The sequence below is a fragment of the Telluria sp. LT2P34 genome, assembly GCF_059685915.1.
The window spans coordinates 786,888-807,567 of record NZ_JCASIN010000002.1 but is presented as its reverse complement, the minus strand read 5'-3'; the positions used below and the strand labels follow the sequence as shown (position 1 = coordinate 807,567).

The window sequence follows — 20,680 nt, the reverse complement described above, 5'->3', positions numbered from 1 at the left end:
AACATGAGCAAATTCTATCCCCTCACCGTCGCCAGGGTGAAGCACGAGACGCGCGACGCGGTCTCCGTCACCTTCGCCGTGCCGCCCGAACTCAAATCCGCCTTCGCCTACCAGCAGGGCCAGCACCTGACGCTGCGCACGCTGATCGATGGCGAAGACGTGCGCCGTTCCTACTCGATCTGCTCGGCGGTGCAGGACGACGTGCTGCGCGTGGCGATCAAGAAGACGCCCGGCGGCCTGTTCTCGAACTGGGCCAACGAGCACCTGGCGCCGGGCGCCACGCTGGACGTGATGCCGCCGATGGGTCACTTCAACGTGCCCCTCGAACCCGACAGCGAGCGCCACTACCTGGCCTTTGCGGCCGGCAGCGGCATCACCCCGATTCTGTCGATCATCAAGACCACCCTGCTGGCCGAGCCGAAGAGCCGTTTCACCCTGGTCTACGGCAACCGCGCCTCGTCCTCCGTCATCTTCCGCGACGAGCTGACCGACCTGAAAGACGTCTACATGGGACGCCTGAAACTGGTCTACGTGATGAGCCGCGAGCAGCAGGACATCGACCTGTTCAACGGCCGCATCACGGGCGAGAAGTGCAGCGCATTCCTGAAGAGCTGGATCAGGGCGGAGGATATCGACATCGCCTTTATCTGCGGCCCGGAAGACATGATGCATGGCGTGTCGAAATCGCTGCAGGAAGCCGGCATGGCCAAGGAACAGATCCGCATCGAGCTGTTCGCCGCCAGCATCCCGAAGCATGAGCACAAGCCACGCCCGATTGAAGCCGGCGCACGCCAGCAGACCGAAGTCACCGTCATCATGGACGGCAGCACGGCCAGTTTTACCATGGACAAGGACAAGGAATCGATCCTGGACGCCGGTATCCGGGCCGGCATCGACATGCGCTATTCGTGCAAGGGCGGCGTCTGCTCGACCTGCCGCTGCAAGGTCGTCGACGGCAATGTCGAGATGGACGTGAACTATGCGCTCGAAGACTACGAAGTCGCACGCGGCTTCGTCCTGTCCTGCCAGGCTTTCCCGATCACCGACAAAGTGGTCGTCGACTTCGACCAGCACGAATAAAAAAGAGAGATCAGACCATGAGCTACGAATCGATCCTGTTCACGATCGAAGACGGCATTGCCGTCCTCACCCTGAACCGCCCCGACCGCCTGAACAGTTTTACCCAGGCCATGCACCTGGAAGTGCGCGACGCCCTGGAGCAGCTCCAGGCCGACAAATCGGTGCGGGTGCTGGTGCTGACCGGCGCCGGCCGCGGCTTTTGCGCCGGCCAGGACCTGGGCGACCGCGCGGTCAGTCCGGGCGCGCCCGGTGTCGACCTCGGCGAATCGGTGGAAAAATTCTACGCGCCGCTGGTGATGACCTTGAAAAGCCTGCCGCTGCCGGTGATCTGCGCCGTCAACGGCGTGGCCGCCGGCGCCGGCGCCAACCTGGCCCTGGCCTGCGACATCGTCATCGCGGCAAAATCCGCCAGCTTCATCGAAGCCTTCTGCAAACTCGGCCTGATCCCGGACACCGGCGGCACCTGGCATTTGCCGCGCTTGATCGGCCAGGCGCGCGCCACGGGTCTGGCCATGTTGGGCGACAAGCTGCCCGCCGAAAAAGCCGAGGAGTGGGGCCTGATCTGGCGCTGCGTGGCGGACGAAGCGCTGATGGAAGAGACCATGGCGATGGCGAAGCATTTTGCCAGTGCGCCGACGAAGGGGCTCGCGTTCACGAAAAAGGCGCTGCAGGCCAGCTATGCCAACACGCTGCCGGAACAGCTGAAACTGGAAGGCGAGATGATGCGCGAACTCGGCTACAGCCACGACTACAAAGAGGGCGTCGCCGCCTTCATCGCCAAGCGCCCGGCGCAGTTCAGGGGGGAATGATGGAAGCCCTGTCAAAAGATAGCGTCGTCGCCGTCATCGGCAGCGGCGCCATGGGCGCCGGCATTGCCCAGATCGCAGCCGCCAGCGGCCACGAAGTGCGCCTGTTCGACACGCGCGACGGGGCAGCCATCAAGGCCGTCGGCATCATCAGCACCATCTACGGCAAGCTGGTCGAAAAGGGGCGCATGAGCGAGGCCGAGGCCGAGCAGGCACGCGGACGCCTGAAGCCGCTGGCGACGCTGGGGGAAGTCGCGGGCGCCGCGATCGTCATCGAAGCCATCGTCGAAAACCTGGAAGCCAAGCGCGCGCTGTTCCTCGACCTGGAAAGCGTCGTCGGCGCAGACTGCATCCTGGCGACCAACACCTCGTCGATTTCGGTGACCGCGATTGCCGCCCCCTTGCAGCATCCCGGACGCCTGGTCGGCATGCACTTCTTCAATCCCGTGCCGCTGATGGCGCTGGTCGAAGTGATCAGTGGCCTGGCCACCGACCAGGCTGTCGCCGACAAGGTGTTTGCCCTGGCCGCGGCCTGGAACAAGGAGCCGGTGCACGCGAAATCGACGCCCGGCTTCATCGTCAACCGCGTCGCCCGTCCGTATTACGCCGAGGCGCTGCGCCTGCTGCAGGAAGGCGCCGCCGATGCCCCCACGCTCGACGCGGTGATGCGCGACTGCGGAGCCTTCCGCATGGGGCCCTTCGAGCTGATGGACCTGATCGGCCACGACGTGAATTTTTCGGTCACGCAGTCGGTGCACGCCGCCTATTACGGCGACGGCCGCTTCACGCCCTCGGTGGTGCAGCAGGAATTGGTGAACGCCGGTTTCCTCGGCCGCAAATCCGGCCGCGGTTTTTATCGCTATGGCGACGATGCCGCCAAGCCCGTGGTCCAGGCGGAAGCTGCGCAGCCGCGCCCGAACACGGTCGCCATCAGCATCTCGCGCGAAGTCAAAACCAGCATCCTCACCCCGATGGAAGCGCGCCTGGCCGCCGCCGGCTTTACGGTCGGGCACCGCGAGCCCTTGCCCGGCGTGGAAACGAGCGAGGCGCCGGCCTTCCACTGCAATGGCGCCGCGATCTTCCTCACCGATGGCCGTAGCGCCACCGAGCGCGCCGCCGCCAACGCGCACCCGAATACGGTGGTCTACGACCTGCTGTTCGATTACGCGAAAGCGACGCGCATCGCGCTGGCGCGCGCCGACCAGTGCAGCGACGAGGCCTACCAGGCAGCGGTCGGCCTGTTCCAGGCCGCCGGCTTCGCCGTCACGCGCCTTGACGACGTGCCCGGCATGGCCGTGATGCGTACCGTCGCCATGCTCGCCAACGAAGCGGCCGACGCCGTCAACCAGGGCGTCTGCAGCGCGCAAGCCGTCGACATCGCCATGCAGAAGGGCGTGAACTACCCGCGCGGCCCGCTGGCCTGGGCCGATGCGATCGGCCTGCGGCATGTGGTGACGACCCTGTCCAACCTCGGCGCCAGCTATGGCGAAGACCGCTACCGCGTCTCGCCGCTGCTGCGCCGCAAGCTCGCCGCCAACCCTTTGGAGCCGCGTTTCCATGCATAGCAGTCTGGAGCTTGACCCGCAGGCGCTGGCCGAACTGGCCGGCAAGGCCATGTACGAGCGCGACCCGGCCAGCCAGGCGCTGGGCATGCTGCTGGACGCGATCCGGCCCGGCTATGCGCGCATGAGCATGCGTGTGCGCCACGACATGCTCAACGGGCACGCGACCTGCCACGGCGGCTATATCTTCATGCTGGCCGACAGCGCCTTTGCGTTCGCCTGCAATTCGCACAATTTCAATACCGTCGGCGCCGGCTGCACGATCGACTACCTCGCTCCCGGGCGCGAAGGCGATCTGCTGGTGGCCGAGGCGGTCGAGCAGGCGCTGTCCGGCAAGACCGGCGTCTACGACGTCACCGTAACGAACGGGGAAGGGCGAACGGTCGCGCTTTTCCGCGGCAAGTCGCACCGGGTCAGCGGCCTGGTGGCGCCCGTCGCCTAATCCAGAACGAGAGGGGTCAACATGGTCCAACGCATCCCGGCGCCCGGCGAACTCGAACCGATCGAGCGCGCCAGCCGCGACGAACTGCAGGCATTGCAACTGGAACGGCTGCGCTGGTCGCTGCGGCACGCCTACGAGAACGTGCCGCACTACCGCCAGGCTTTCGACGCCGCCGGCGTGCACCCGGCCGACCTGAACACCCTGGCCGACCTGGCGAGATTCCCGTTCACCGAGAAGAAGACCCTGCGCGACAACTACCCCTTCGGCCTGTTCGCCGTACCGCGCGAGCAGGTAGTGCGGGTGCACGCGTCTTCCGGCACCACGGGGCGCCCGACCGTGGTGGGCTACACCAGACGCGACATCGATACCTGGGCCGATGTGGTGGCGCGCTCGATCCGCGCGGCAGGCGGGCGGGCCGGCGACATGGTGCACGTCGCCTACGGCTATGGCCTGTTCACGGGCGGCTTGGGCGCCCACTACGGCGCCGAGCGCCTGGGCTGCACGGTGGTGCCGATGTCGGGCGGGCAGACCGAAAAGCAGGTGCAGCTGATCCGCGATTTCGAACCGTCGATCATCATGGTCACGCCTTCGTACATGCTCAATATCGTCGAGGAGTTCAAGCGCCAGGGCCTGGATCCGGCACAGTCCTCCTTAAAACTCGGCATCTTCGGGGCCGAGCCCTGGACCGACGCCATGCGCCGCACCATCGAAACCGAAGCCGGCATCGACGCGGTCGACATCTACGGCCTGTCGGAGGTGATGGGGCCGGGCGTGGCCAGCGAATGCATCGAGAGCAAGGACGGCCCGGTGATCTGGGAAGACCATTTTTATCCCGAGATCATCGACCCCGAGACCGGCGCCGTGCTGCCCGACGGCGAAGAAGGGGAACTCGTTTTCACCTCGCTGACGAAAGAAGCGATGCCGATCATCCGCTACCGCACGCGCGACCTGACGCGTTTGCTGGCGCCGACCTCGCGCTCGATGCGGCGCATGGCGCGCATCACCGGGCGCTCGGACGACATGCTGATCATCCGCGGCGTGAACGTATTCCCCAGCCAGATCGAGGAACTGATCCTGGCCATGCCGGCGCTGGCGCCGCAATACCAGCTGCAGGTCGCGCGCGACGGCCATCTCGATACCTTGACCGTGATCGGCGAGCTGCGCGAGGCCGGCGCGGCCGACGCCGTCGCGCTTCTCTCCAAAGAACTCCAGCAACGCATCAAAACCCATGTCGGCGTGACCACGACCGTGCAATTGCTGCCCCCGATGGGCATTGAGCGCACCCTGACCGGCAAAGCCCGGCGCGTCGTCGATCACCGTTCAAAGTAAGCGCACCAAGAACATTTAAACAGGAGAATTTCATGACCGACGCCTTCATCTGCGACGCCATCCGCACCCCTTTCGGCCGCTACGGCGGCGCGCTCGCCTCGGTGCGTGCCGACGACCTGGCCGCGTTGCCGATCGCCGCGCTCATCGAACGCAACCCGGGCGTGAACTGGGCCATGGTCGACGATCTGTATTGGGGCTGCGCCAACCAGGCTGGCGAAGACAACCGCAATGTCGGCCACATGGCTGGCCTGCTGGCCGGCCTGCCGCCCGAAGTGCCGGGCAATACCATCAACCGCCTGTGCGGCTCGAGCCTGGATGCGGTGGGCCTGGCGGGCCGCGCGATCCGCGCCGGCGAAGCGCATCTGATCATCGCCGGCGGCTCCGAGAGCATGACGCGCGCGCCTTTCGTGATGGGCAAGGCCGATTCCGCCTTTTCGCGCGCGGCCAAGATCGAAGACACCACCCTCGGCTGGCGCTTCGTCAATCCGCTGATGAAGGCGAAATACGGCATCGACTCAATGCCGGAGACGGCCGAAAACGTCGCGCGCGAATTCAACATCAGCCGCGCCGACCAGGACGCCTTTGCGATCCGCAGCCAGCAGCGCTGGGCGCGCGCCCACGCCGCCGGCATTTTTAATGATGAAATAGCGCACGTGACGCTCCATGGCAAGAAGGGTGAGCTGCGCGTGTTCGATACCGACGAACATCCGCGTCCGGATACGACCATCGAGGCGCTGGCGAAATTGAAAGGCGTCGTCACGCCCGATGGCAGCGTCACCGCCGGCAACGCCTCGGGCGTGAACGACGGCGCCTGCGCGCTCCTGATCGCCTCTGGCGCGGCGGCCGACCGCTTCGGCCTCATGCCGCGTGCACGCATCGTCGGCATGGCCACGGCGGGTCTTGCGCCGCGCATCATGGGCTTCGGCCCCTCGCCGGCGACCAAAAAAGTGCTGGCGCAAACCGGTTTGAGCATCGGCCAGATGGACGTGATCGAACTGAACGAAGCCTTCGCCGCCCAGGGCCTGGCCGTGATGCGCGACCTCGGTCTCGCGGACGACGCCGAACACGTGAACCCGAACGGCGGCGCGATTGCGCTGGGCCACCCGCTGGGCGCCTCCGGTGCGCGCCTGGTCACCACCGCTGCCTACCAGCTGCAGCGCAGCGGCGGGCGCTATGCGCTGTGCACGATGTGCATCGGCGTCGGCCAGGGCATCGCCCTCATCATCGAACGCGTGTAACCATGGTCAAGGTGTATGAAATCGACGGGGTGCGCCCGGTGGTGCATCCCACCAGCTTTGTGCACCCGACGGCGGTGCTGATCGGCGACGTCATCGTCGGGCCGCGCTGCTACATCGGCCCGCTGGCCTCCCTGCGCGGCGACTTCGGCCGCCTGGTGCTGGAAGAGGGCGCCAACGTGCAGGACAGCTGCGTGATGCACGGCTTCGAGAACGGCGTCACCGTGATCGAAGTCGACGGCCACATCGGCCACGGCGCGGTGCTGCACGGCTGCCGTATCGGGCGCAACGCAATGGTCGGCATGAACGCGGTCGTCATGGACGGCGCGGTGGTGGGCGAAGAGTCCATCGTCGCCGCCATGAGTTTCGTAAAAGCCGGAATGCTCATCCCGCCGCGCAGCATGGTGATGGGTACGCCGGCGCGCGTGATGCGCGAGCTGAAAGACGAAGAGATCAAGTGGAAGAGCTTCGGCACCCAGCAATACCACCAGCTGGCGGTACGCTCCCTGAACACCATGCGCGAGGTCGAGGCGTTGACTGAAATCGAGCCGAACCGCCCCGTTTTTGCATTCGACAGCGGCCACGCGCCCAAAAAATAATCCGTAGGGTGGAGCGGGCGGCGAACCGCGCCTGACTCCACGCGTTACGTCTGAGGAGACAAACAACATGACACACCCAAACACCCTGCAAAGCTGGATCGCCGGCCGCTGGATCGGCCAGGAAGCCGCCACCCCGCTGCACAGCGCCCTCGACGGCCAGCTGGTCTACCACACCCACGCCGAGCAGCTCGACTTCGACGAAGCCGTCACCTATGCCCGCAAGACCGGTGTGCCGGGCCTGATGAAGCTCGACTTCCAGACCCGCGCCCAGCGCCTGAAAGCGCTGGCCTTGTACCTGATGGACCGGAAGGAAGAGCTGTACGAGATTTCGCACCTGACCGGCGCCACCCGCCAGGACAGCTGGGTCGACGTCGAAGGCGGCATCGGCACCCTGTTCGCCTACGCCAGCATGGGCGGGCGCGAGCTGCCCTCGTCGAACGTGCTGCACGAAGGCCCGGCAATCGCCCTGGGCAAGCGCGGCGGCTTTGCCGGCACCCACATCCTGGTGCCGCGCGGCGGCCTGGCCGTGCACATCAACGCCTTCAACTTCCCGATCTGGGGCCTGCTCGAAAAATTCGCGCCGAGTTTTCTCGCCGCGATGCCCTGCATCGGTAAACCCGCCACCGCGACCAGCTACCTGACCCACGCCGTCGTCCGGATGATGATGGACTCGCAGCTGCTGCCGGACGGCGCGCTGCAGCTCGTCATTGGCTCGACCGGCGACCTGCTCGACCGTCTCACCGGCTTCGACGCCGTCACCTTCACCGGCTCGGCCGACACCGCGATGAAGCTGCGCTCGAACCCGAAGCTGCTGCGCGAATCCGTGCCCTTCACCGCCGAAGCCGATTCCCTGAACTGCGCGATCCTGGCGCCCGACGTTGAACCGGGCGATCCGGAATTCGAGCTGTTCGTAAAAGAAGTGGCGCGCGAAATGACCGGCAAGGCCGGCCAGAAGTGCACCGCGATCCGCCGCATCATCGTGCCCGAGCAGCATGTGGATGCGCTGGGCGAGCGCCTGCGGGACCGCCTGGCGAAAATCGTCGTCGGCAATCCGAAGATGGAAGGGGTGCGCATGGGCGCGCTGGCCTCGATGGACCAGCACCGCGACGTCACCGAACGTGTGGAAATGCTTGCGCGCGGCAACGAGATCATTTTCGGCGCCGGTCACGGCTTCAATCCGGTGGGTGAGGGCAGCGCCGCGGGCGCCTTTTTCTCGCCGACCCTGCTCCTGTGCCGCAACGCGTCCGTCAACACGGCGGTACACGACATCGAAGCCTTCGGCCCGGTCAGCACCATGATGAGCTACCGCGACCTGGACGAGGCGCTGCACCTGGCGGCGCTCGGCAAGGGCAGCCTGGTGACCACGCTGGCGACCAAGGACCCGGCGATTGCCGCCCACGCGGTGCCGGTCGTGGCCGCGACGCACGGGCGCGTGCTGATCCTCGACCGTGAAGCGGCAGTCGATTCTACCGGCCACGGCTCACCGCTGCCGCAACTCAAGCACGGCGGTCCGGGCCGCGCCGGCGGCGGCGAAGAGCTGGGTGGCATCCGGGCGGTGAAGCACTTCCTGCAGCGCGCCGCGGTGCAGGGTTCGCCGACGATGCTGACCGCCGTCACGGGAGAATACGTGCGCGGCGGCGCGGTCAAGGAATCGGAACTGCACCCCTTCCGCCGCCACTTCGAGGACCTGGAAATCGGCCACTCGCTGCTGACCCATCGCCGCACCGTGAGCGAAGCCGATATCGTCAACTTCGGTGGCGTCTCGGGCGATTATTTCTACATGCACTTCGACGAAATCGCGGCGAAGGACACCCAGTTCGGCAAACGCATCGCCCACGGTTACTTCGTGCTGTCTGCGGCGGCAGGCCTGTTCGTGTCGCCGGCGCCGGGACCGGTGCTGGCCAACTATGGCCTGGACAACCTGCGCTTCGTGGCGCCGGTGGCAATCGGCGACACCATCCGTGCGCGCCTCACCTGCAAACGCAAGGTCGACCGCAACCGGACGGACGAGGCTGGTCGCGGCCAGGGCGTGGTGGCCTGGGACGTGCAGGTGACGAACCAGCACGACGAACTGGTGGCGAGCTATGACATCCTGACACTGGTGCAGAAGCACAAGAGCACCACTGCGCTTGAGGCAGCACAACAAGCCTTGCCGTAAAAGGCGCGGCCGCGCAAGGCGTGCATAATGGGGGATCGGACGCACACTATGCTGTCTGCATCCCCCATTTGTTATCAATTGCCATGGAGCCTGTATGTCGCGGTTAGACCTGAGCAGTATTCCCGTATTGACCGGCACCGGTTATCCCGAAGTCTTTGCCGAAGCGGTCAATGGACGCAGCCGCCAGGCGCTGGGCGAAGCGGGCGGCCTGAGCCAGTTCGGCGTCAACCTGGTCGAACTCAAGCCGGGCGCGGCGTCGTCCCAGCGCCACTGGCATTCGCACGACGACGAGTTCGTCATGGTCGTCTCCGGCGAACTGACGCTGGTGAACGACGAAGGCGAAACCCTGATGCGCGCCGGCGACTGCGCCGCCTTCCCGGCCGGCGTGCCGAATGGCCACCACCTGGTCAACCGCAGCTGGGGCAACGCCCTGTTCCTGGCCGTCGGGCCGAATGCGAAGGAAGACAAGGCGACTTATCCGGACATCGACCTGGCCTACGACGCCGCCAGCGACAGTTTTACCCACAAGGACGGCACCCCGTATCCGAAACGCGCCGATGCCGCCGTGCCTGCGGCCAATCCGGGTGTGGAAGAACATACGATCGGGCAGCGTGTCTACCGCACCGATCCGCACCCGGAAGAGCGCGGCTGAGTCAGTCCAGCTTGCGCTCGTAACGGTCGCGAACCACCTGGCTGATATAGGTGGACAAGCCGCTGCCGAGCGTGGCCAGGCGCTGCATCTCGGCGATGTTGCCGGCGCCGGCGCTCTGGTCGGTGTAGAGATAACGGTCGCCGCCGGCAAAGCGCACCGTGATCGAACGGTCACCGATGTCGTAGGCTTCGACGCCCGATTCGCCGCTCAGGTTCTTGTAGCGTTGCATTGGCTTCTCCCTGCGATGGTCTTGTGCGGATTCTAGCGAGAGACGGCGGCGGCGGTTGTGCTCCTTCCAACCGTGCGCGCCGTCGGGCAGATGGTAAAGCCGGGCAGAAGCATGTAATCTGGAGAACAAGATGGCGATACGCAAGCGCATCAGGCACGTTGCAGGAGGCGTACTCGGTTCGATCACGAGCCGCTACAACGATCTGGATGGCTACTGGGCGATCGGTGTGTTGTATGAAGAGCTAGGATCGGCGCCGTATCGCGTTGAGCTCGACCTGCTGGCGGGTATTGCCACGCCTGCCGGAAACAACGCGATCTTGATCGCCGAGCGCTATGCCGACTTTCTCAGGCGGGCGCTAGCTAAAAAGAACCTGCAGCCGGGAGACCTGACCGAAGCGACGGTCACGCTGCAGTTCAATGCCGAAAGTCCCCAAGGGTATGGTCTGCCCTATCTGATCGGCGACCCCTACACCTGCAGCGTCACGCTGCGCGGCGCGCACGACGAGGCAATCTACACGGCGCATGGCAAGTGCATGCCGCATGATCCTCGCATGTTCAGCCGTAGCGGCTGCGCCTCTGCCGCTCAGCGCGGGTAAGTAAACCCGGTCCGGATATCCATCGGCGCGATCCGCTTGCCGTCACGCACCATCAGCTTCTGCGGCGGCTCCTCGCCCACCAGCGCACGCGACAGGACATGCAGTCCTTCGCCCTTGCGCAGCAATTCGTCGCAGCGTTCATAGACGTTGCGGCAGCCCGTTGCGGCAAGCAGCGCCTGCACAATCGGCACTTTCCACATCTCGACGCCGCCAGAGTTGAACTGGCAGACCAGGTAGCCGTCGGCGCCGCCATAGCTGTGCACCAGCAGGCCGGGCAAGCCGTCCTTGTCGCCATCGATCACTTGCACCAGTTCCTGCGGGTCGGCAATGCTCAGGGCCACGGCGCGGCGCGCCACAGCGGCCTGCACGCGCCGTTTCATCATGGCGTGGTCGACCGGCTCGTCCTCGCGCAGGGTCCAGACGCGGGCGGCGATCTGCGACTTGGCGTTGTAGGCGGCGCGGGCGATGAATTGGCGGCTCGAGGACTGCACGGTGGCGGTGGCGCCCGGCTTGCTGCGCTCTTGCGGCTTGCCGTCGACGCGGTCGATGGCGGAGACGTAAATCCAGGGGTCGCCGGCCAGCAAGCCTTTTTCCTTGCCCTGTTTGATGGTAATGATCAGCATGTGCGGCTTTCGTTTTCAGGAACGGGATGATACAGCAAGCCTGCGACGGCATTTTGGACGACTGTGAGTATCCGTGAGCCTTTCGTCATTCCCCGTGGGTATCATGCGACCCTGACACTTTTTTAACAGCGTAGCAATTCAAAACTGGGAAATGGCATGACCGAGGGTTTTTTGGGTGTGTTCGCCTTGGCGATCGTTGAAATGTGGGCCGCAATTCCATTGGGTTTCCACCTGAAATTGCCACCGGTCTTGCTCGCCGTCACGGTGGCGACGGGTGCGTTTGCGGGCGCGGTGGCGGCCATCTTTGCGGGGGATGGCATCCGCCGCCTGGTTTTCTGGCGCAAGAAGGAAAAGACCGAAGGCAGCCGCTTATCCAATTGGCTCACTACCAAGGGACCGTGGGCTATCGGCCTGCTGGGACCCCTGCTGATCGGCCCCCTGTTCGCCGCGGGCCTGGCAGGCGCCACCGGCATGCCGCGCGCTTTCTCGCTTGGCCTGCTGGCAGCCGGGATCGTCATATGGACGATTGTGCTGGTCGCGCTCGGCAGCTACGGCGTCGCCATGTTCCGATAACATCGCATCCGGCCGGATGGGATGGGCGCGAAGCGGCGTAGAATACGGCGTTCCCCTCCCGTTCCGACCGCTGCGATGATTCGATTTGGCCCGATGAGCATCATGCTGCTGTGCGCGGCCCTGTACGGCGTCATGCGGGCGAGCATGCTGTGCTTTGTTCCGGTCAACCGGCGCGCCAACCGCCTGCTGGCGGCACTCATCCTTGTGCTGGCGCTGTACACCGCGCCTTATGTCATCGGCTACGCCGGCTACTATGACGCCTATCCCTGGCTGTCCTTTGCACCCTATAACCTGACGCTGGCGATCGGTCCCTTGCTCTACCTGTACGTGGGCGCGATGCTGAACGCCCATGAATCGTCAAGATACCGGCATCTGCACTTCGTGCCGGCGCTCCTCCAGTTCACGTATTACTGCGCCGTGTTCGCGCAGCCGCTGGCATTCAAGAACAACTGGGATGCCGAGGTCCATGTGCCCGTGGTCGATCCGCTGGAAACGGCGGCCCTGCTCGCGTCGCTTGGTGTGTACTGGTTCCTGGGCTGGCGGGCCTCGACGCCGGGGCGGCCGGAGTGGCTGCGTAACTTCCTGATCGTCATGGGCCTGGCCGTCCTGTGCTGGTGCGGCCTGGTCGCTGCCGAACAGGCGTTCTCGGGACTGAGCTATTTCCAGCGCTTTCCCTTCTATGCCTGGCTGGCGATGCTGGTCGGCTACCTGGGCACCGAGGGCTACCGCCATGGGTCTATCGCCACTGTCCCGGCCAGGGCCGACCCGCCGGCGCCGGCGGCAGTCCCCCCGAGCCAGGCCGAACAGGGTGCGCGTTGGCGTGCCGCGCTCATCGAGGGAGGGTGGTGGCGCGATCCGGAGCTGTCCCTGGTCACGCTGGCGCAGCGGCTCGGCACCAACACCACCGCACTGTCGCGCGCCCTCAACGAGGGACTGGGCATGAACTTCAATGAGGTCATCAACCGGCTGCGCGTGGAGGCGGTCGTGGCGGCGCTGGAAAAGGACGACGGCGACAGGCCAGTGCTCGACATCGCCCTGGCCGAAGGCTTCAATTCGAAGGCCAGCTTCAATCGCGCCTTCAAGCAGTACACCGGAGAGACGCCGTCCGACTACCGGCGCCGGATCCGCTCGGGCGGCGCGGCGCTGCACGTCTCGACTTCCGAGTAGCAGAATCCATATTTCGTCGATGGCGCCGGATTTTGCAGCGCCTGGCGCCCCGTGGCGGTCTATCGTCGATGCACTTCGTCCCCCTCTGAAAGTGCATCATGATCCCCCGCCTGTTGCGCGCCCTCGGCAGCGCCATGCTTGCCTGTTCCTGCCTGTGCCAAGTCACGTACGCCGCCGAAGCACTCACCGCCGAGCAAGCCGGCCGCGATGCGAAAATCCTCGTGGCAGCCTTGCGCGCCCTGCATCCTGCCCTCGACAAGTATCGCAGTCCGGCCGAGGTGGAGGCGTCGTTCGCGCGTTTCGAGACCCGTGCCGGCCGTGCCCGCAGCGTGGCCGAGATGTATCTCGCCGCGACCGAACTGGCGGCATCGGTCCGCTGCGGCCATACCTGGACCAATGTCCTGAACCAGCAGCGGGCGATCAAGACGCGCCTGCTCGACACGCCCGACAAGCTGCCCGTGACCATGACTCTGGTCGACGGCCGCTGGCGGGTGCTGGGCAGCGTCGCCCCCGGCATCGATGCCGGCGACGAACTGGTGAGCATCGATGGACTGGACAGCAGGCAGGTGGTCGCCAGGATGCTGCCCTACCTGCGCGCCGACGGCAGCAGCGACGGCAAACGCCTGCGCCAGCTGGGGCACGACCGGCTCGATTACAGCATGATGGACATCGTCTGGCCCCTGCTGGCGCCACCGGTCGGCGGCGTCTACCGGCTCGGCGTGCGTCGGGGCGACGGTCCCTCGCGCACGATCGATGTCAAGGCGGTGAGCCTGGCCGAGCGGGGCGCGCAGCTGGCGACACAGGGCGCCAGGCCGGCGTCGACTGCCTGGCGTTTTCGCATCGACGGCGGCCAGGCCGTCATGACGCTGCCCAGCTTTTCCGTGTATCGCGACAAATTCGACTGGCGGCGCTTTTTCGCGGACAGTTTCGCTGAGCTGCAGCAAGGCCGGGTCGGTCGCCTGGTCATCGATATCCGCGAGAACGAAGGCGGCGATGGCGCGATCGGCCTCGAACTGCTGTCCTACCTGGTCAAGGCGCCCAAGAGCTATCGCGCCGACCAGTCGGTGACGACCTATGAACGGGTTCCCTACAAGCTGGCGCGCTACCTCGATACCTGGGATTTCGGCTTCTTCGACCGCACCGGCCAGGTCGATCCGATCCTGGAAGGACCGCAAGCGGGGCGCCTCAGTTTCCGGCCGAATGCCGCCCGCCTGCAGGTGGTGGAACCGCGCGCCGCGCGCTACGCCGGCAAGGTCTTCCTGCTGGTCGGCCCGGAGAACAGCTCGGCCACCTTTGCGCTGGCCAGGCTTGCCCAGCAATGGGGCGCCGCCACCCTGGTCGGCCAGCCCACCGGCGGCAACCAGCGCGGCCTGAATGGCGGCCAGCTGGCCTGGGTCACCTTGCCGGAGTCGGGCGTGGCCGTCGACATCCCGCTGCTGGCCACTCGCTATGCCAGCGACACGCCGGATGCGGGCGTCACCCCGGACATCCTCGTCCGGCGCAGCTTCGCCGCCCAGACGGCCGGGCGTGACGAAGAGATGGAGGCCGTCCTGCAATCACTGGCTGGGCCAGGCAGGTAAAGGCGGCTGCTGCCGCTGTCTCACCACAGACCCGATACGCGGGTGTAGCTCTTCGATGACGATCCGAGCACGGTGTGGCCGCTGTCAGCATCGACGGGACGAATTTCCAAGTTGCGCGACAGGACAAACAGCAGCTTGTCCGACTCGGCGTACAGCGGTTCCCACTGGCCCGGGCGCAGGGCGACCATCAGCTGGCCGTCGCGTTCGGCGACATGGAAATCACCCAGGCCCGAGATTTTGTACTGGCCGACCAGGGCCTTGCGCGCCTGGGGCGTGAGGGTCACGGTTGGACGGATCACGGTCTGGTTGCCCGCCCACTTGTATTCGTGGGCGATGGCGCGCAGCAGCCCGGCAGCGAGCTCGCCGCCATTGTCGCCGTTGGTCAGGATGACGGCGCCATCGCCTCCCTCGACAAAGGCGAGCAGCGCGGCCTTGAAGCCCATGTTGCTGCCGCCATGGCCAAATGCCTTGCCCTTGTCCTGGAGTTGCAGGCCCAGCGCGTAGTCGTTCATCAGGGGCGTGAGCATGGTGCGCGTCATTGCCGGCGACAGTACGCCGGTGTCGCGTCCGGCGGCCCCTTGCTGGATGGCGATCGCGAACTTTGCCAGGTCACGTGGCGTGGACCACAAGCCGGCGGGAGCCTGCTCGGGATAGGTAAAGGCGCCTCCGGGGAAGGCCTTGCCTTCACGGTCGTGCGGGAGCGCCGCCTTCGCCGCCAACGCGGCAGGCAGCGGTTGCGCAAAGGTACTGGCCGTCATGCCCAGGGGTGTTAGCACCAGGTCGCGCATCAGCACATCGAAGGGCTGGCCCGCCCGGTCGGTCATCGCTTGCTGGAGCACGACGTAACCGCCGCCCGAATAGCGCCAGGCCGAACCCGGCGCGGCGTCGACCCGGATCGGCGCGGTGTTGCCCGGCGCTTTCCCGTCGAGGAGCTGGACCAGCGAAGGAACCGGCTTGCCAAAGGCATAGCCGGGGAAGCCGGATACGCTCACGCCGCCGGTGTGCGATAGCAGCTGACGCACGCTTGGCTTGCCCGCACCGGCCGGCAGCTTCCAGCCGGTAAGGGCGGTGTCGACAGGCGCATCGAGGTCGAGCTTGCCCTGTTCGACCATGCGCAGCGCTGCCATCGCAGCGACCGGTTTGCTCACCGAAGCAGCCTGGAACAGGGTGTCGGGCGTGACGGCCGGTCCACCGACCCAGGCGACACCATAGCCTTGCGTCCACGCGACTTTGCCACCTCGAATCACGGCGACACTCACGCCGGGCACCTTCAAACGCGCCATCGCGTCCTGCAGCTTCTCCGTCTTGACCGGCGCATCGGCCAGCGCGACGAGCGGGCGCAGGCCGGCTTCGATGCGGGCCATGGCCTCACGCTCGCCCACATCCGCGACGGGCGCCGCGCCGGCACCAAGCGATAAAGTTCCTGACAGGACGATTGAAACGATCTTCTTTTTGCTTGACATACCCATCTCCCAAGTTTAACTACGCGTTTTACGGGCCCGTCTCGTTCGCCTCGCGGATGCGGGCGCCGAAGGGGCGTTTCTCGAGCAAGGCGATCGCCTGTTCAAGGCAGGCAGACAAGGGAAATGCCAGTTCTGCATCGAGGCTGTCGGCGGCAGCCTTGGTCGCTTGCCAGCACACCTGCAGGCGGGGCAGCAAAGCCTGGCCGAGCGCGCTCAGGCGCACCATGCGCTGCCGGCCATCGTCGTCGCCATGAGCGATCGTCAACAAACCTTTCTTCACCATCAGGGCGACGGTCTGGGTGGCGGCGGGCTGGGTCATGCCACCCAGCGCTGCCAGCTCGCCGATCGTCGCGCTGCCTCGCTCGGCCAGCACGCGCATCACGGGCGTATAGCGCGGCCGATAATCCAGCCCCGCTTCCACATAGGCCTGCTCGACTGCGCCATCGAGCAATTCGATCAGATGCCGCAACTGCGTGCCTAGTCCTTTTTTCATGAGGAAATTATATCAGTCTTTATATAACTGCTTATGTATTTTCTTGCCTTGGGCCGGAATCTGGCGATATGCGAGGAAAAGGGTGTGCGCCACAAGCGGGCGCACACGTGGTTTGCTGCTGGCTCAGCCCTTGAGTTGCCCGCGTACCCGCTCGATCGCACGGCGCACCTGCCTGGGCGCGGTGCCGCCGACATGGTCGCGCGCGGCCACCGACCCTTCCAGGGTCAGCACGGCAAACACGTCGTCCCCGATCAGCGGCGAAAACGCGCGCAGGCGCTCGAGGGACATTTCCGACAGATCGCATTTGGCGTCGTCGCATGCACGCACCGCATGGGCCACGGCTTCGTGGGCGTCGCGGAAGGGCAGGCCTTTTTTGACCAGGTAGTCGGCCAGGTCGGTGGCGGTGGCATAGCCCTGCAGGGCAGCGGCGCGCATGTTTTCAGGTTTGACGCTGATGCCGCCGGCCATGTCGGCGAAGATGCGCAGCGTGTCGAGCACGGTGTCGATCGTGTCGAACAGCGGCTCCTTGTCTTCCTGGTTGTCCTTGTTGTAGGCCAGCGGCTGGCCTTTCATCAGGGTCAGGAGGGCGGTCAGGTTGCCGTACACGCGGCCGGTCTTGCCGCGCGCCAGTTCCGGCACGTCCGGGTTTTTCTTTTGCGGCATGATCGACGAGCCGGTGCAGAAGCGGTCGGCGATGTCGATGAAGCCGATGCGTGGGCTCATCCACATGACCAGCTCTTCCGACATGCGCGACACGTGCATCATGAGCACGGCGGCGGCGGACGTGAATTCGATCGCGAAATCGCGGTCCGAGACGGCGTCGAGCGAGTTGTGGCAGACGTCCTCGAAGCCGAGGGTATTCGCCACGCGCAGGCGGTCGATCGGGAAGGTGGTGCCGGCCAGGGCGGCGGCGCCCAGCGGCAGGCGGTTGACGCGGCGGCGCGCGTCCAGCATGCGCTCGGCGTCGCGGCCGAACATCTCGACATAGGCCAGCATGTGGTGCCCAAAGGTGATCGGCTGCGCCACCTGCAGGTGGGTAAAGCCCGGCATGATGGTGTCGAAGTGGCGCTCGGCCAGGTCCGTCAGGGCGCTGCGCAGCGTGCCCAGCAAGGCCACCACGTCGTCGATCGCCGCGCGCACGTACAGGCGGATGTCGGTCGCGACCTGGTCGTTGCGCGAGCGGCCCGTGTGCAGGCGCTTGCCGGCGTCGCCCACCAGTTCGGTCAGGCGCTTTTCGATATTCAGGTGCACGTCCTCCAGGTCGAGCAGCCACTCGAAGCTGCCGGCTTCGATCTCGAGGCGGATCTGCGCCATGCCGCGTTCGATATCCAGCCGATCCTGCGTGCTGATGATCCCCTGCGCGGCCAGCATCTCGGCATGCGCGAGCGAGCCTTCGATGTCGAACATCGCCAGGCGCTTGTCGAAGAACACGGAAGCCGTGTAGCGTTTCACGAGGTCGGAGACGGGTTCGGAAAAGCGCGCCGACCAGGCTTCGGCTTTTTTGGAGAATTGTTCGGTCATGGTGGGTTCCGGTTGATTTACCCGATTATAAACCGCGGCCCGCCGTGTCGCCGTGGGCCGCCGCCGGTGCTGCCGGGATGACAAACATGGGGAAATAGCGGATTATTCGATCGTCAACATATGCAAGGTGGGGTAAAAACATGAAACGATGGATGCAAGTCGGGCTTGCCGCGGCGCTCGCCCTGGGTGCGGGCGCCTCCCTGGCGCAAACGGCGCCGCCGGTACAGCTCGCCCCGGCCCAGCCGGTCACGGCCAAGGAAGCCGACGGCGCCTCGGTCGACACCATCGTCGCCGCCCTCTACGACGTGATCTCGGGCCCGGCTGGCGCGCCGCGCAACTGGAACCGGATGCGCGCCCTATTCGCGCCCGACGCGAAACTGATGGTGATCGGAGCACGCCCGGACGGCAGCTTCGGCCTGCGCGCGATGACGGTCGAGGATTACATCAGCCGCAACATGAGTTCTTTCAACACCAGCGGCTTCTACGAGCGCGAGATCGCGCGCACGACGGAGTCCTTCGGCCAGCTGGCGCACGTGTTCAGCACCTATGAACTGCTGCGTTCGCCGAGCGACCCCAAACCTTTCATGCGCGGCATTAACAGCGTCCAGCTGGCCCATGACGGCAAGCGCTGGTGGATCGCCAACCTGGTCTGGCGCGCCGAAGACAGCGGGCTTGCATTGCCGGAACGTTACCTGCAGGGCCGCCAGCCGGCCGCTGCACGTTAAGAGCAATCGAATCTTGGTTAAAAAGCAAACAGGGCTAGAATTGGTGGTTCGCCAGACAATCGCTGCACAATCGCCAATAAGCAGGCAATGACTACCAACGACTCCAGTTTCGAGGTCAGCACCGACCAGACGCGGCTCGACATCCCGATGATTTACCGCTTCCTCAGCGAGCAGTCGAGCTGGGCGGTGGGAATCTCGGCTCCACTAGTCGAGCGGTCGATCGAAAATTCGCTGTGCTTCGGCGGCTACCTCGACGGCCGCCAGATTGCCTTTGCGCGCGTGATCACCGATTTCGCCACCTTCGCCAACATGATCGACCTGTTCGTGTTGCCCGAATACCGCGGCCATGGCTATGGCAAGCAACTGGTGGCCGCGGTATTGCGCCATCCGAGCCTGCAACGCCTGCGCCGCTTCACGCTGGCCACGAACGACGCGCACGGGTTGTATGAACGCTTCGGTTTCACCTCGCCGCAAAAGCCAGAAACACTGATGGAGCGTTACTTTCCGAACATTTATCTCTCCTGACCCGGCGCAAGATGCTGTGACGCTTCTCGACTCAGGCTTGGTATTTGCCGTGTTCGAGAAGGAGATCGTATGTGGCCGATTGCCGGCGCTGTCGCTCATGCCCTTGCGCTTGCCGTTTCCTTGCTGACCGCTCCCACCTCACAGGCCTTTAACAAGCCTGCCCCTGCGCCGGCTTCGGCGGGGTCGCTCGTCATCATTGGCGGCGCCCTGCGTCCCGACAACACGGCCGTCTGGGAACGCATCGTCGCCTTGGCGGGCGGGCAGGGCGCCCCGATCGCGGTCTTCGCGTCGGCCTCGGAATATCCCGAAAAAACCGGCGCCGCCCTGGTCGAGCGCTTTGCCAGATACGGGGCGCAGGCCTTTTTCGTGCCGGTTGCGGTGCGCCTGGCCGGCAGCGACTACCAGGTGGCGGCCGACAATCCCGAACTGGCGGCGCTGGTGCGCAAGGCCGGCGGCGCCTATTTCAGCGGCGGCGACCAGTCGCGCATCACGCATGCGCTGCGCCGCCCCGACGGCAGCAATACCCTGGTGCTTGACGCCCTGTGGGACCTGTACCGGCGCGGCGGCGTCATCGCCGGCAGCAGCGCCGGCGCGGCCATCATGAGCAGCACCATGTTCGGGCATCCCAAGCCCATCCTCGCCACATTAAAACTGGGCATCACCGACGGCCAGGAGATCATGCCGGGCCTCGGCTTCATCGGCAACGACGTCTTCGTCGACCAGCACCTGCTGGTCCGCGGGCGCTTTGCGCGCATGCTGCCGGTCATGCTGCAGAAAGGCTACAAGCTGGGACTGGGCATCGACGAGGACACGGCCATGATCGTCGGCCCCAGGCGCGACGTCGAGGTGCTTGGCTACAAGGGCGCGCTGCTGGTCGACCTGTCGAATGCGAAGGCCCGGCAGGGCGACTTCAATGTCAGCAACGTCAAGTTGAGCTACCTCGACAACGGCGACCGCTTCAACATCGCCAGCCACACGTTCACTCCGGCGCCCGACAAGCTCGAGGGGCGGCTCGACCCGGCCCGGCCCTATTACCGCGACCCGCTGTTTTCGGCCGACATCCTTGGCAACAGCACGGTGGTCGACCTGATGGGCAAGCTGATCGACAGCGACCAGCCTGAAGCCATCGGCCTCTCGCTCGACAGCGCCAACGGCATCCAGCCCGATCTCGGCTTCGAATTCCGCTTTACGCGCACCCCTGACAGCGTGGGCTACATGTCGGCCGCGACCGAAGCGTATTCGGTCTACAACGTGCGGCTCGATATCCGGCCGATCGTGGTGAGAAGGCCGCTGTACCAGTATAAATAAGCGGTACCAACGGGG

21 protein-coding genes are annotated in these 20,680 nt (G+C 65.5%); 16 read left to right on the top strand and 5 right to left on the bottom strand.

Going from position 1 to position 20,680, the window contains the following annotated elements; translation table 11 throughout:
* Positions 1–3 precede the first annotated feature (3 nt).
* From paaE to AC56KZ_RS09395, 9 genes are all read left to right on the top strand, one after another.
* The gene (paaE, locus tag AC56KZ_RS09435) at positions 4–1,080 is read left to right on the top strand and encodes a 1,2-phenylacetyl-CoA epoxidase subunit PaaE (RefSeq protein WP_497161893.1); all 1,077 of its coding nucleotides are present in this window, start codon (positions 4–6) and stop codon (positions 1,078–1,080) included.
* Between the two features lie 17 nt (positions 1,081–1,097).
* Positions 1,098–1,889 (top strand): 2-(1,2-epoxy-1,2-dihydrophenyl)acetyl-CoA isomerase PaaG, encoded by a 792-nt coding sequence (paaG, locus tag AC56KZ_RS09430; RefSeq protein WP_497161892.1) that lies wholly within the window; start codon positions 1,098–1,100, stop codon positions 1,887–1,889.
* Positions 1,889–3,451: a 3-hydroxyacyl-CoA dehydrogenase PaaH gene (gene paaH, locus AC56KZ_RS09425; RefSeq protein WP_497161891.1), complete on the top strand. Its 1,563-nt coding sequence runs from the start codon at positions 1,889–1,891 to the stop codon at positions 3,449–3,451. Before paaG ends, paaH begins: the two co-directional genes overlap by 1 nt.
* Complete coding sequence (paaI, locus tag AC56KZ_RS09420) at positions 3,444–3,890, top strand: hydroxyphenylacetyl-CoA thioesterase PaaI (RefSeq protein ID WP_497161890.1); 447 nt, start codon at positions 3,444–3,446, stop codon at positions 3,888–3,890. Before paaH ends, paaI begins: the two co-directional genes overlap by 8 nt.
* A 21-nt stretch (positions 3,891–3,911) precedes the next feature.
* Complete coding sequence (gene paaK, locus AC56KZ_RS09415; RefSeq protein WP_497161889.1) at positions 3,912–5,219, top strand: phenylacetate--CoA ligase PaaK; 1,308 nt, start codon at positions 3,912–3,914, stop codon at positions 5,217–5,219.
* A gap of 32 nt (positions 5,220–5,251) precedes the next feature.
* Positions 5,252–6,457, top strand: a complete 1,206-nt coding sequence (gene pcaF, locus AC56KZ_RS09410) for a 3-oxoadipyl-CoA thiolase (protein WP_497161888.1) — start codon at positions 5,252–5,254, stop codon at positions 6,455–6,457.
* Between the two features lie 2 nt (positions 6,458–6,459).
* Positions 6,460–7,053 carry a phenylacetic acid degradation protein PaaY gene (locus AC56KZ_RS09405; protein ID WP_497161887.1) on the top strand — a complete coding sequence of 198 codons (594 nt, stop codon included), beginning with the start codon at positions 6,460–6,462 and terminating at the stop codon, positions 7,051–7,053.
* A gap of 67 nt (positions 7,054–7,120) precedes the next feature.
* Positions 7,121–9,211: a phenylacetic acid degradation bifunctional protein PaaZ gene (paaZ, locus tag AC56KZ_RS09400; protein ID WP_497161886.1), complete on the top strand. Its 2,091-nt coding sequence runs from the start codon at positions 7,121–7,123 to the stop codon at positions 9,209–9,211.
* 94 nt (positions 9,212–9,305) lie between these two features.
* On the top strand, positions 9,306–9,863 hold the full coding sequence (locus AC56KZ_RS09395; protein WP_497161885.1) for a cupin domain-containing protein: 558 nt from the start codon (positions 9,306–9,308) through the stop codon (positions 9,861–9,863).
* Position 9,864: 1 nt separating this feature from the next.
* On the opposite strand, the gene AC56KZ_RS09390 is transcribed toward AC56KZ_RS09395, so the two are convergent.
* On the bottom strand, positions 9,865–10,092 hold the full coding sequence (locus tag AC56KZ_RS09390; RefSeq protein WP_497161884.1) for a hypothetical protein: 228 nt from the start codon (positions 10,090–10,092) through the stop codon (positions 9,865–9,867).
* Positions 10,093–10,222: 130 nt separating this feature from the next.
* On the opposite strand from AC56KZ_RS09390, the gene AC56KZ_RS09385 reads away from it, so the two are divergent.
* Positions 10,223–10,687, top strand: a complete 465-nt coding sequence (locus AC56KZ_RS09385; protein WP_497161883.1) for a hypothetical protein — start codon at positions 10,223–10,225, stop codon at positions 10,685–10,687.
* Here AC56KZ_RS09385 and AC56KZ_RS09380 read toward each other — a convergent pair.
* On the bottom strand, positions 10,675–11,310 hold the full coding sequence (locus AC56KZ_RS09380; protein WP_497161882.1) for a class I SAM-dependent rRNA methyltransferase: 636 nt from the start codon (positions 11,308–11,310) through the stop codon (positions 10,675–10,677). The two genes, AC56KZ_RS09385 and AC56KZ_RS09380, sit on opposite strands and share 13 nt — an antisense overlap.
* Positions 11,311–11,466: 156 nt before the next feature.
* Here AC56KZ_RS09380 and AC56KZ_RS09375 point away from each other — a divergent pair, with 156 nt between their 5' ends.
* From AC56KZ_RS09375 to AC56KZ_RS09365, 3 genes are all read left to right on the top strand, one after another.
* Entirely contained in the window at positions 11,467–11,883 is a 417-nt protein-coding gene (locus tag AC56KZ_RS09375) for a hypothetical protein (RefSeq protein ID WP_497161881.1), read from the top strand.
* Between the two features lie 75 nt (positions 11,884–11,958).
* Positions 11,959–13,050, top strand: coding sequence for a helix-turn-helix domain-containing protein (locus AC56KZ_RS09370; protein ID WP_497161880.1), 1,092 nt, complete (start codon positions 11,959–11,961; stop codon positions 13,048–13,050).
* A gap of 98 nt (positions 13,051–13,148) precedes the next feature.
* Positions 13,149–14,630, top strand: coding sequence for a S41 family peptidase (locus AC56KZ_RS09365; protein WP_497161879.1), 1,482 nt, complete (start codon positions 13,149–13,151; stop codon positions 14,628–14,630).
* A 20-nt stretch (positions 14,631–14,650) separates the two neighbouring features.
* Here the strand turns inward: AC56KZ_RS09365 and AC56KZ_RS09360 are convergent, their stop codons facing one another.
* The 3 genes from AC56KZ_RS09360 to argH form a co-directional block, all read right to left on the bottom strand.
* Positions 14,651–16,093, bottom strand: coding sequence for a serine hydrolase domain-containing protein (locus AC56KZ_RS09360; RefSeq protein ID WP_497161878.1), 1,443 nt, complete (start codon positions 16,091–16,093; stop codon positions 14,651–14,653).
* Positions 16,094–16,121: 28 nt separating this feature from the next.
* Complete coding sequence (locus tag AC56KZ_RS09355) at positions 16,122–16,586, bottom strand: MarR family winged helix-turn-helix transcriptional regulator (protein WP_497161877.1); 465 nt, start codon at positions 16,584–16,586, stop codon at positions 16,122–16,124.
* Positions 16,587–16,709: 123 nt separating this feature from the next.
* A complete protein-coding gene (gene argH / locus AC56KZ_RS09350) occupies positions 16,710–18,107 on the bottom strand; it encodes an argininosuccinate lyase (RefSeq protein ID WP_497161876.1) in 1,398 nt (465 codons plus the stop codon).
* 140 nt (positions 18,108–18,247) lie between these two features.
* Between argH and AC56KZ_RS09345 the strand changes: the two genes are divergently transcribed.
* From AC56KZ_RS09345 to AC56KZ_RS09335, 3 genes are all read left to right on the top strand, one after another.
* Positions 18,248–18,832 carry a hypothetical protein gene (locus AC56KZ_RS09345; RefSeq protein WP_497161875.1) on the top strand — a complete coding sequence of 195 codons (585 nt, stop codon included), beginning with the start codon at positions 18,248–18,250 and terminating at the stop codon, positions 18,830–18,832.
* Between the two features lie 87 nt (positions 18,833–18,919).
* On the top strand, positions 18,920–19,357 hold the full coding sequence (locus AC56KZ_RS09340; protein ID WP_497161874.1) for a GNAT family N-acetyltransferase: 438 nt from the start codon (positions 18,920–18,922) through the stop codon (positions 19,355–19,357).
* A gap of 69 nt (positions 19,358–19,426) precedes the next feature.
* On the top strand, positions 19,427–20,665 hold the full coding sequence (locus AC56KZ_RS09335) for a cyanophycinase (RefSeq protein WP_497161873.1): 1,239 nt from the start codon (positions 19,427–19,429) through the stop codon (positions 20,663–20,665).
* Positions 20,666–20,680 lie beyond the last annotated feature (15 nt).

Excerpts from the sequence above, each read along its gene's own strand:
- paaE (WP_497161893.1), top strand. The coding sequence starts at position 4 with ATGAGCAAATTCTATCCCCTCACCGTCGCCAGGGTGAAGCACGAGACG.
- paaG (WP_497161892.1), top strand. The coding sequence starts at position 1,098 with ATGAGCTACGAATCGATCCTGTTCACGATCGAAGACGGCATTGCCGTC.
- paaH (WP_497161891.1), top strand. The coding sequence starts at position 1,889 with ATGGAAGCCCTGTCAAAAGATAGCGTCGTCGCCGTCATCGGCAGCGGC.
- paaI (WP_497161890.1), top strand. The coding sequence starts at position 3,444 with ATGCATAGCAGTCTGGAGCTTGACCCGCAGGCGCTGGCCGAACTGGCC.
- paaK (WP_497161889.1), top strand. The coding sequence starts at position 3,912 with ATGGTCCAACGCATCCCGGCGCCCGGCGAACTCGAACCGATCGAGCGC.
- pcaF (WP_497161888.1), top strand. The coding sequence starts at position 5,252 with ATGACCGACGCCTTCATCTGCGACGCCATCCGCACCCCTTTCGGCCGC.
- AC56KZ_RS09405 (WP_497161887.1), top strand. The coding sequence starts at position 6,460 with ATGGTCAAGGTGTATGAAATCGACGGGGTGCGCCCGGTGGTGCATCCC.
- paaZ (WP_497161886.1), top strand. The coding sequence starts at position 7,121 with ATGACACACCCAAACACCCTGCAAAGCTGGATCGCCGGCCGCTGGATC.
- AC56KZ_RS09395 (WP_497161885.1), top strand. The coding sequence starts at position 9,306 with ATGTCGCGGTTAGACCTGAGCAGTATTCCCGTATTGACCGGCACCGGT.
- AC56KZ_RS09390 (WP_497161884.1), bottom strand. The coding sequence starts at position 10,092 with ATGCAACGCTACAAGAACCTGAGCGGCGAATCGGGCGTCGAAGCCTAC.
- AC56KZ_RS09385 (WP_497161883.1), top strand. The coding sequence starts at position 10,223 with ATGGCGATACGCAAGCGCATCAGGCACGTTGCAGGAGGCGTACTCGGT.
- AC56KZ_RS09380 (WP_497161882.1), bottom strand. The coding sequence starts at position 11,310 with ATGCTGATCATTACCATCAAACAGGGCAAGGAAAAAGGCTTGCTGGCC.
- AC56KZ_RS09375 (WP_497161881.1), top strand. The coding sequence starts at position 11,467 with ATGACCGAGGGTTTTTTGGGTGTGTTCGCCTTGGCGATCGTTGAAATG.
- AC56KZ_RS09370 (WP_497161880.1), top strand. The coding sequence starts at position 11,959 with ATGATTCGATTTGGCCCGATGAGCATCATGCTGCTGTGCGCGGCCCTG.
- AC56KZ_RS09365 (WP_497161879.1), top strand. The coding sequence starts at position 13,149 with ATGATCCCCCGCCTGTTGCGCGCCCTCGGCAGCGCCATGCTTGCCTGT.
- AC56KZ_RS09360 (WP_497161878.1), bottom strand. The coding sequence starts at position 16,093 with ATGTCAAGCAAAAAGAAGATCGTTTCAATCGTCCTGTCAGGAACTTTA.
- AC56KZ_RS09355 (WP_497161877.1), bottom strand. The coding sequence starts at position 16,586 with ATGAAAAAAGGACTAGGCACGCAGTTGCGGCATCTGATCGAATTGCTC.
- argH (WP_497161876.1), bottom strand. The coding sequence starts at position 18,107 with ATGACCGAACAATTCTCCAAAAAAGCCGAAGCCTGGTCGGCGCGCTTT.
- AC56KZ_RS09345 (WP_497161875.1), top strand. The coding sequence starts at position 18,248 with ATGAAACGATGGATGCAAGTCGGGCTTGCCGCGGCGCTCGCCCTGGGT.
- AC56KZ_RS09340 (WP_497161874.1), top strand. The coding sequence starts at position 18,920 with ATGACTACCAACGACTCCAGTTTCGAGGTCAGCACCGACCAGACGCGG.
- AC56KZ_RS09335 (WP_497161873.1), top strand. The coding sequence starts at position 19,427 with ATGTGGCCGATTGCCGGCGCTGTCGCTCATGCCCTTGCGCTTGCCGTT.